Source organism: Desulfobaculum sp., from assembly GCF_054921475.1.
The window spans coordinates 1-9,159 of sequence record NZ_JBUDSW010000143.1; the positions used below are offsets into that span (position 1 = coordinate 1).

Consider the following 9,159-nt stretch of genomic DNA (forward strand, 5'->3'; position numbering starts at 1 on the left):
CGCCACGGGCGACAGCGCCGCGCCGGGGCGGCGCGCGTCCACCACCGCGTACGAACCGGGCGGAAACAGACGCACACCGTCAAAAAACGTCCGGTCCGTGAACATATTCTGAAAGGTAAAATACTCCAGCAGGCATTCGGTATCGAGGCGCGGCGAGAAGGCGGGATGCCGGAGCATGGCCTTCTGCTCCGAGGCAAACAGAAAAGTGCCCCCGGCCATGGTCCAGTACAGGGGCTTGATGCCGTACCTATCGCGCGCCAACAGCAGCCGCCGCGTACGGCTATCCCACAGCGCCAAGGCAAACATGCCGTTCAAGCGGCTGAGCGCCTGCGGCCCGCCTTGCGAGAGCAAGTGCAGCACCACTTCGGTATCCGACTGCGACACAAAGGTCGCGCCCTGCCGCTCCAACTCGGCGCGCAGGTCGCGGTAGATGTACACTTCGCCGTTGTAGACAAGGGTGAAGCGCCCGTCCGGCGTGGTCATGGGCTGGCGTCCGGCGGGGGTCAGGTCAAGGATGGCCAGCCGCCTGTGCCCCAGCCCGGCGTCGCCATCAATGAAGACGCCCCGCCCGTCCGGCCCCCGGTGAGCAAGGGCGTCCGTCATACGCCTGAGCACATCCGGCACCACGGGCGCACCGCGAAAATCCACCATACCGCAGATGCCGCACATCAGCGCGTCCCCCGCCCATCGCGCGCCACACTGGCCGCGGATACGCTCATGCGGACGCCGCCCCGGCCGCGCAGGCATCCAGCGCGCGGCGCAACTCGCGCACCACGCGGTCCTGCTGGGCCTCGGTCATACCCGGGAACAGCGGCAAGGCGAGGCAGGTGGCAAAAGCGCGGGCGCTGCCGCGCATCTCGCCATGAAAGCGCACCCGCTCCGTCCCGCGAAACACCGGCTCCATATGCAGGGCGTAGGTGCCAATCTGCGCCTCCACCCCGCGTGCGCGCAGGCGGGCCATCACCGCGTCGCGCCGCTCCACACACACCGCAAAGGTCTGCCAGCCGTGGCGGCCACCGGGCGTCACCGTCGGCAGCGTCACCCCCTGCATATCAGCAAGCACGGTGGTGTAGCGCTCGGCTAACTGGCGGCGCTGGGCCAAGAGTTCGTCCAGCACATCCATCTGCGCCACGCCCATGGCCGACAGCACGTCGGACAGCTTCAAATTCGTCCCGTCACGGACAAAGGCCGGGCGCGGACTGCCCGCCACGGCCTCCATGCCAAAATGCTTGGCGGAGCGCAGGGCCGCGGCCAGTGCGCCGTCCTGCGTGATGATCATGCCGCCTTCGCCCGTGGTCAGCGTCTTGCGCGGGTGCATGCTGAACACGGCAACGTCGGCATCCAGCCCGGCGTGGCGGTCGTTCCACATGGCTCCAAGACTGCACGCCGCGTCCTCAATAACGGCGAGGCCCCGCTCCCGCGCGGCGGCCAGCCACGCCCCGTCCAGCGGATTGCCAAAAAGCGACACCGGAATCACGGCGCGGGTCCGCTCCCCGGCGGCGTCCCACAGGGCCTGCGGCTCCATGAGCATGGTCCGGGGCGACACATCCACCACCGTCACCGTCGCGCCAAGGGACAGCGCGGCCAGCGCCGTGGCCGGATAGGTGTAATCCGGCACGATGACATCATCGCCCGCGCCAATGCCCATGCACCGTAGCGCAAGCTCCAGCCCTGTGGTGCAGGACGTAACGGCCACGGCCTCACGCGCGCCCGTAAACCGCGCCCACTTCTCCTCCAGCTCGCGCGTGACGGCGCCTTCGGTCAAAAATCCGCTTTCAAGGACGGCCATCACGCGTTCCCGCGCGGCCTGCGTAATGGCCGGGCGCGTCAGCGGGATGCGCTCGGTGTCATTGAAGTCCTGCATCGCGCCGCCTCCTTTCCACGTCCTGCATATGCGCCGCCCGCCAGCTGACCAACTGCCTCAGCCCGTCCGCCAGCCCCACACCGGCGCGGAAGCCAAGCTCCTTGGCCGCGCGCTCGGGGCAGCCCACCCGGTTCTTCACAAAGGTCTGCCCGCCGGGCAAATACTCAATGGCCGCGTCCACGCCCACCACATCCACTATGCGCTCCGCCAGTTCGCGGATGGATGTTTTGATGCCCGTACCCACGTTGTAGAAGCGGTCCGTGGCCTCGGCCTTCATGGCGGCCACATTGGCCCGCGCGCAGTCCTCCACGTACACAAAATCGTAGGACTGTGCGCCGTCGCCATACACCTGCGGCGGCTCGCCTCTATCCAGACGGTCCAAAATTTTCATAATCACGGCGATGTACGCACCGTGGTAGTCCTGACGCGGACCGTAGACATTCATGTAGCGCAGGCCCACATAGTCAAAATGCTGGGCCGTGCCGTGGTAGCGGTGGTGCAGGGCGCGGCACATATGCTCGCCCGCAATCTTAGTCGCGCCGTAGAAATTTGTATTGTTGTAGGGATGGTCCTCGGTCATGGGTTCGGCCACAGCGTCGCCGTACACCGAGGCGGACGAGGAGTAGACCAGCCGCTTCACGCCGCGCTCCAACATGGCCTCCAGCACATTGAAGGTGCCGCCGATGTTCACCTCAAAGGCGGAGCGCGGATAATCCTGACAGTGCAGCAGCCACAGGGCCGCAAGGTGGAACACGCCGTCTATGCCCTGCATGGCGGCGGACAGCACATCACGCTGGAGCAATTCGCCCCCCACCTCAAAGACCTTCACCCGCGGGTCCCGCAGGGCGTCGCGCAGGTTCTCCTCACTGCCGCGCGAGAAGTTGTCGAACACCCGGACCTCCGCCACGTCCTCCCGCGTCAGCAGGTCCACAACGTGCGAGCCGATGAATCCCCCACCACCAATGACCAGAAGCCGTTTGCCGCGAATATCCATAACCAACCGTCCTCACAGTAGGATTGCAGGAGAGAGTGGGCAAACGATACCACAACCACACGGCAAGGGGAACTCATACGCAAAAAAAGTACATCCACTGCGGCACGTTACGCGGCGGCGCAGACGCGCTCCATCACGCATCCGCCGCCCACGCGCGCCAGCCCCACAAGCGGCGTACAGCATGCCGCGCAGACACCAACACGCCGTCACTCCTGCGGCGCACCGCGACAACACCCGTCCCAATAGCATACAACAAGGCCCGGAGGATTGCTCCTCCGGGCCTGTCATGCGGGTGGGGCTTGCATCCACCCACTTCTGCGCAAACCGCGTCCGCTCCACAACCCCAACAGTTGGGCGGACGCGGCGCGGAGGCGCTCCCTCCTACAATTGGAAACGGCAGTCCGGCGTATATTTCGCCAGCCCCGCCAGGGAGGTCTCCTTGTAGCCGCATTTCAAATCGCGGCCCGTCTCTCCCATGGTCACCACGACCTGGTCGAAACTTATGCAGTGTTCGCCGTCCGTAAACAGCGTATATTCAGCGGCATTGATGGCGCGCACAGCCGAAACCGCGTTGCGCTCAATGCAGGGCACCTGCACGTAGCCCCCGATGGGGTCGCAGGTCATGCCCAGATGGTGCTCAAGGGCCATCTCTGCCGCATAGTCGATCTGGCTCAGCGTTCCGCCGAAGAGATAGGCCGTCATGGCGGCGGCCATGGCACACGCGGTACCAACCTCGCCCTGACAGCCGACTTCAGCGCCGGAGATGGAGGCGTTCTCCTTCACCAGGTTGCCGACAAGACCACCAATGGCAAGCGCCCGGAGAATCTCGTCTTCGCTGATGTCGTACTCTTCCTTGAGAGAACGCAGCACGGCCGGAACCAGCCCGGCAGAGCCGCAGGTGGGCGCCGTGACCACACGTCCGCCCGAGCCGTTCTCTTCCGAGACAGCAAGGGCGTAGGCAAAGGTCATGCCCGTGGACCGCAACCGCTTGGACTGCAGCCGCGCCTTCTTGAAGAACGACTTGGCCTTGCGCGGGTACTTGAGGGACCCCGGCAAAACGCCCGTCTTGCCAAGGCCGGCCTCTATGCTCTCGCACATGCCCTGCCAGATGTCCTTCAGGAAAGGCCACAGGTCCTCGTCCTCGTGCCGCTCCACGTATTCCCACAGCTCGATGTTCTCTTCGCGGCAGTAGCGCATGATGTCCATCAGCTTGGTATGCGGGTACACCTTGCGCGCTCCCCGGTCATTCTGACCGGCTTCGGCGATGGTGCCGCCACCCACGCTGTAGACCTCCCACAGGTCGATAAGCTCGCCCTGCTCGCTCAGCGCCTCGAAGTACATGCCGTTGGTGTGGAACGGCTTCACCACGTCCGCCTGCCAGACGATTTCCGTCGGAAGCGGCTTCAGGGTCTCCTCGATAATCCAGTCCGTCAGGTGACCCTTGCCCGTGGCGGCAAGGCTGCCGTACAGCGTGACCCGGTAGCGCGCCGCACTGGGCGTACGCTCCCGGAACAGACGGGCGGCCTTTTGCGGTCCCATGGTATGGCTGCTGGATGGACCGTTGCCCAGCTTGTAGAGTTCCTTCAAGGAATCCATACGTCGTCTCTCCGCGGCGGTTACAGGACTTCCTCAAGCAGCTCAATGAACACACTGGCGGCAATGAGCATGCCGTGGTCATTGAAGTCATACTTGCTGTTATGGAGCACAGGAGAATCCACGCCATTGCCCACCCACAGGAAGGACCCCTTGGTCTTCTGCAGGTAGAAGGCGAAATCCTCGGAGCCCATGGCGGGCAGAACGTCCGTGCAGACGTTGTCCTTGCCCACCACACGCTCGGCAGCGGCCACGGCCAGCTCCGGGGTGGAGTTGGTCAGCACCGGGTGCTTGCGCGTGTAGGTCAGCTCGGTGGTGACGCCGTACATCTTGGCAACGCCTTCCACCACTTCGCCAATGGACTGTTCCACAAGGTCCTGCACCGCGTCGTCGCAGGTGCGGACATTGCCGCAGATAAGCACATCATCGGGGATGATGTTGAACGCGCTGCCGCCGTGCACCTGCGTGATGCTGATGACGGCCTTCTCGTGCGCATCGACCTTGCGGGCGATGATGGACTGCGCGCCCTTGATGATGTCCGCCACAGCGGCGAAGGGCTCAATGCATCCATGCGGCACGGAAGCGTGGCCGCTGCGGCCGGTCACGCGGACGGTGAAGCGGTCTTCGGAAGCCATGGCCGCACCCATGTGGATGACAACCTTATCTTCTCCATGTGCGGGCCAGTTGTGGTAGCCGAACATGTAGTCGATGCTGTACTTCTCGAACAAACCGTCTTCGATGACCTTTTTGGCCCCGCCAAAGCCTTCCTCACCGGACTGGAACAGCAGCAGAACCGTGCCGTCAAAATCGCGGTGATTTGCCAGATAGCCGGCAAAGGCCAAAAGGGTCGTCGTGTGGCCATCGTGACCACAGGCGTGCATCTTGCCGTCCGTCTTGGAGGCGTACGGCAGACCCGTCTCTTCCTGCATTTCCAGCGCGTCCATATCGCAGCGGAAGGCCACGGTCTTGCCAGCGGCGCGACCTTCAACCTTTGCCAGAACGGAGTTCTCGCCGATGTCCTCGTAATCCACGCCGCATTCGTCAAGGCGGGCCTTGATGTAGTCGCAGGTTTCCTTGGTATCGGTGCCAATTTCCGGACACGTGTGCAGATACTGACGAATGGCTTTCAATTCGTCGAAACGGGCCTCAATCTCAGGATGCAGGGGCATTTAGATTTCTCCCAAAGCGTTAAGCACGACGTGGGCAATGCCAGCGGAGGCGATGTAGGTGCCAGCCATGACAAAGATGCTGACCACCACGATGCGCCAACCGGTCTTCTTGAGCGCGTCAAGGTCCTTACCAATGCCAACACCAGCGTACGCGAGGATAGGCGTGGTCAGGGCGAGGAAGTTCACCTTGCTCACCCAAGCGGTAAAGGCTTCAGCGCCGGGGAAGCCGGGCAGAGTCACAATCATGCCAAAGGTGATGACATACAAAACCGTGGGCAGCTTTTTCCACACAAAGCGGTTGGCCAGAATACCAGCCAAGCAAAGCCCAAAAAGGACGGCCATGCCGGGCATAGCCTCAACGATTCCAAAGTCGTAGCCAATGCTGTTGCCGACAAGAGTGATGGCAGCGACAAGCAGCAGAACGATAGCGGATTCAACAATGCTATTCATGATGACTAGGCCTCCTGGGTCTTCCCGAACTTCAGGCGGTACAACAGGCTGTAGAGCTTGTTGGACATGGGCAGGGCAATGAGCATGGACATGTACACGCCGTCCAGGCCGGACAGGGTGTTACTGGCAACGCCAAAGGCCTGAATGTTTTCGGCCATGTCAGGATAGATGGCGCTCAGGCTGCCGACGGTTGCCGTCATCATGCTCGCGCTGCCAACGCCGGAGGCCATGGCCAGAGCATACGGATGGAAAACGCCCAGAATGGACAGGAAGGAGGCGGTCAGGCCAAAGAAGATGGTGCCAAAGACCGTGCCACAGATGTACACGCCCATAACGCCGCGCCCTTCCGCGGAGTCCAGGCCGTACACTTCGCCGATGAGAGCCACGTTGGGCTCGCGGGCGATGGAGTGCGCCGCACCGATGGACTCGCGCTTCAGGCCGATGAACATGGCCAGCGGAATACCAATCAGCAGCGTACCAATGTTGCCGAACTCCTGCAGAATAAGCGCGGGACCGGCCTTCAGAATCTCAAAGAACTTGGGGCCCACCAGCGTGCCATAGCGCGCCATGAGCAGCATCAGGGTCAGGCTGACAAGGGAGCTGGCGTTCAGCATGTCCTTGTCGTTGACCACTTTCAAAAACTTCGGGCCAAGAAATGTGCCGATGAACACGGCGTACAACATCGGCAACAGCACCAGCTTGCCGGGGCCAACGTTAAAGCCCAAAATGCCGATGAACTCCGAACCCACAACGAGCGCCAACACCAAAAGGTGCACTTTGACGTTCTTAATTGCTTCCATCATAAGTCATCCCTACAACGTTAAAAATCTGTGTACCTCGCACCACCACGGCAGCCACCTGCGCGTTGGAGCCTCAAACCAAAGCCCCATGTGATGCATCCCCAACATCAAACCCTCTGTTCTCGTTGCTGCCTCGTGTTGTGTGCCACCCCTTTCCCTGTTGAACGCGGGCCCATCCCTCCGGCCTCCTTTCGGCCATGTCACAAACATGTCCGAAAATGGCCGTAAAAGACCCTGTTACAAAAGAATCCGAACCACGTTTTTCGGACGCCCCACATGGTGGGCCGTTTCCTTGCCTACAAGCTCGGCGTAGCCGCTATCAAGGAATTTTTTCAAGAGACGACGGGCGCTGCGCTCGCCTATGCCAAGGCGTGCGGCCAGGTCGCCCGAGTCGAAGGTGTCTTTACCGGTCTTGTCCATCAGCGCGCGGATTTTCTCCACATGGCTGGCGCTGATGCCAATCTCGCGGGAGGCCCTGAGCGAGGCCTCGTCCGAAACCCGTGTCCGAAAGGCAATCTCACCCTCTTCGCCCACAGGGCCGCGCATATGATCGCCATTGACGATAAACAGCCCGCCCTGCGGCAGGCGAATGGCATTACTCAGCGCCTTGCGGGCCGACTTTTCGGCCTCGAAGGCCGTTCCGCCAATGCCAATGCCCGAGGCAAAAAGAATATTGTTCCGGCGGCCCCACTCCAGCAGGCGGCGGAACATGTCCATATGGACCTCGCTCTCAATGACGCCGCGCGTGGAGAAGATGACGTACTCTTCCTTGCCGAAATTGAAGATGCTTCCCTGAATCGCCCGGACATACTCCAGAAGCTCCAGATAGAAGCGCCCCTTGTTCTTCATGTCGTCGTACTGATTGATGGAGTCCTGACTGATGCCGTTGAGCTTCACGTTCTGGATGGCAATGCCAGCCGAACGCAGGCCGCGGGCGTCAATCATGCCGATGAGGCGCTCCACCGTTTCGCGCACCTGCAGCGCGCTGGGGTACATACGAAAGGCCGGAAGCTCCATGCCCGACAGCTGGTGGTACACGGAGCCAAAACCCGTGACCATCACATCCACCGTGCCCGAATGGTACAGGTCAAGATGCCGTTCAAGGTAGTCGTCCTCGCGGCGGTGGATGGCAAAAGGCATGGAGTGGATTTTATCGAAAGAAATGCCGAACTCGCGGATGACCTCGTGCAGGACATTATCCAGCACAACGTCAATGCTGATGCGGCCATGGGGCAGGCCGCTGCGGGAAATTTCGGAAAGCACGCGCATCAGGCTGTACGCCCCGCGCGGGATGTGCGCATACGGCTTGGTGACAATGCCGCGCGCCTTGGCGGCCTCCTGCACACCAATACCGGAAAACAGAATGCCGTCGGCCTCGCGCTGGCAGGATTCGAGCACTTCCCACGAATCCTCGGTCTTCTCCCGGACGTACATGATAAACGTCACGTCGGGGAAGTAGCGCTCCACAGCTTCCTGCATCACCGCTATGGAATCAGAAGGGCCAACACACGCAATCCGCATCAATTCTCCTTGTCACCTTGGCGCTAAGGCCGGGTCATGGTACGCTTCCGTCAATTTCGGACATGTCAAAAATACGCCCGAAACATGTGAAACATGCTATGTCGTCATCGTTCTGTCAAGGAGTATGTGATTGTTTGGTCAAGCAACCAATATCTTTCTGAAAAGCCATGCGTGGCGGCGGCTCCCAACTGTCTGCAATCGCGGGAGGTTGCGGACAAATGCCATGAACCGTGAGAATGAGAAAAATCCACAGGAGGTGTGAAAAACGAGGTACAGGCGGAGCGTTGCGGGGAGTTCAGGTCAAGGTGAAGCGCCGTCAGCCAAGGGATGAGCCTTGCCCTCGCCCGAGGCCGCCTTGACCGAAAAGGGCCTCCCCGCCCCGCGCCACTCCCCCCGGGCGCGACGTGGGCGCGGGCTGGGCGGCCCTATGGTACCTGGCATAGAGCCCCCTCACCCGAGCGGACAGCGAAACGGGGCATGGGAACGCCCTTCTGCCGGTTACTGTTTCACTATGGTGCCGTGGCCTTTCACGCAGCCGCAGCCCTCCGGCCCAGCGCAAGGGAAGTATCCCTTTGTGCACGAAACGCGGCATCCGTAGTCAGAGGCAAAATAGCTGCACGCCGTGGCCCCGGGGCCACCTGCAATGGTGGTGGCTGGGCACTGTGTTTTCACATCCTTTCCGGCCAGCACGCGATTGGGGTTTTCGGCAGGGAACACGCTTCGGGTAAAGCCAAACCCCTTGTACACAACCTTCCGGTACCCCTGAAA

The 9,159-nt window shown here is 61.8% G+C and carries 8 protein-coding genes; all 8 read right to left on the reverse strand.

The window, feature by feature from the left end:
- A partial coding sequence (locus ACY69P_RS10325; protein ID WP_462327403.1) for an asparagine synthetase B family protein occupies positions 1–669 on the reverse strand: 669 nt, incomplete at its 3' end.
- Between the two features lie 46 nt (positions 670–715).
- Positions 716–1,864, reverse strand: a complete 1,149-nt coding sequence (locus ACY69P_RS10330; RefSeq protein WP_462327404.1) for a DegT/DnrJ/EryC1/StrS family aminotransferase — start codon at positions 1,862–1,864, stop codon at positions 716–718.
- Positions 1,848–2,858, reverse strand: a complete 1,011-nt coding sequence (locus ACY69P_RS10335; protein ID WP_459901994.1) for an NAD-dependent epimerase/dehydratase family protein — start codon at positions 2,856–2,858, stop codon at positions 1,848–1,850. The genes ACY69P_RS10330 and ACY69P_RS10335 overlap by 17 nt, the downstream gene beginning before the upstream one ends.
- Before the next feature lie 381 nt (positions 2,859–3,239).
- Positions 3,240–4,454, reverse strand: coding sequence for an L-serine ammonia-lyase, iron-sulfur-dependent, subunit alpha (locus tag ACY69P_RS10340; protein ID WP_462327405.1), 1,215 nt, complete (start codon positions 4,452–4,454; stop codon positions 3,240–3,242).
- A 20-nt stretch (positions 4,455–4,474) separates the two neighbouring features.
- Positions 4,475–5,620 carry an amidohydrolase gene (locus ACY69P_RS10345; RefSeq protein WP_404845235.1) on the reverse strand — a complete coding sequence of 382 codons (1,146 nt, stop codon included), beginning with the start codon at positions 5,618–5,620 and terminating at the stop codon, positions 4,475–4,477.
- Complete coding sequence (locus ACY69P_RS10350) at positions 5,621–6,070, reverse strand: hypothetical protein (RefSeq protein ID WP_462327406.1); 450 nt, start codon at positions 6,068–6,070, stop codon at positions 5,621–5,623.
- A gap of 5 nt (positions 6,071–6,075) precedes the next feature.
- Positions 6,076–6,873 carry a DUF3100 domain-containing protein gene (locus ACY69P_RS10355; RefSeq protein WP_459901991.1) on the reverse strand — a complete coding sequence of 266 codons (798 nt, stop codon included), beginning with the start codon at positions 6,871–6,873 and terminating at the stop codon, positions 6,076–6,078.
- Between the two features lie 234 nt (positions 6,874–7,107).
- Positions 7,108–8,391: a hypothetical protein gene (locus tag ACY69P_RS10360; RefSeq protein ID WP_462327407.1), complete on the reverse strand. Its 1,284-nt coding sequence runs from the start codon at positions 8,389–8,391 to the stop codon at positions 7,108–7,110.
- Positions 8,392–9,159 lie beyond the last annotated feature (768 nt).

Coding starts and splice junctions, on each gene's coding strand:
- ACY69P_RS10360 (WP_462327407.1), bottom strand. CDS start 8,391: ATGCGGATTGCGTGTGTTGGCCCTTCTGATTCCATAGCGGTGATGCAG.
- ACY69P_RS10345 (WP_404845235.1), bottom strand. CDS start 5,620: ATGCCCCTGCATCCTGAGATTGAGGCCCGTTTCGACGAATTGAAAGCC.
- ACY69P_RS10335 (WP_459901994.1), bottom strand. CDS start 2,858: ATGGATATTCGCGGCAAACGGCTTCTGGTCATTGGTGGTGGGGGATTC.
- ACY69P_RS10340 (WP_462327405.1), bottom strand. CDS start 4,454: ATGGATTCCTTGAAGGAACTCTACAAGCTGGGCAACGGTCCATCCAGC.
- ACY69P_RS10355 (WP_459901991.1), bottom strand. CDS start 6,873: ATGATGGAAGCAATTAAGAACGTCAAAGTGCACCTTTTGGTGTTGGCG.
- ACY69P_RS10330 (WP_462327404.1), bottom strand. CDS start 1,864: ATGCAGGACTTCAATGACACCGAGCGCATCCCGCTGACGCGCCCGGCC.
- ACY69P_RS10350 (WP_462327406.1), bottom strand. CDS start 6,070: ATGAATAGCATTGTTGAATCCGCTATCGTTCTGCTGCTTGTCGCTGCC.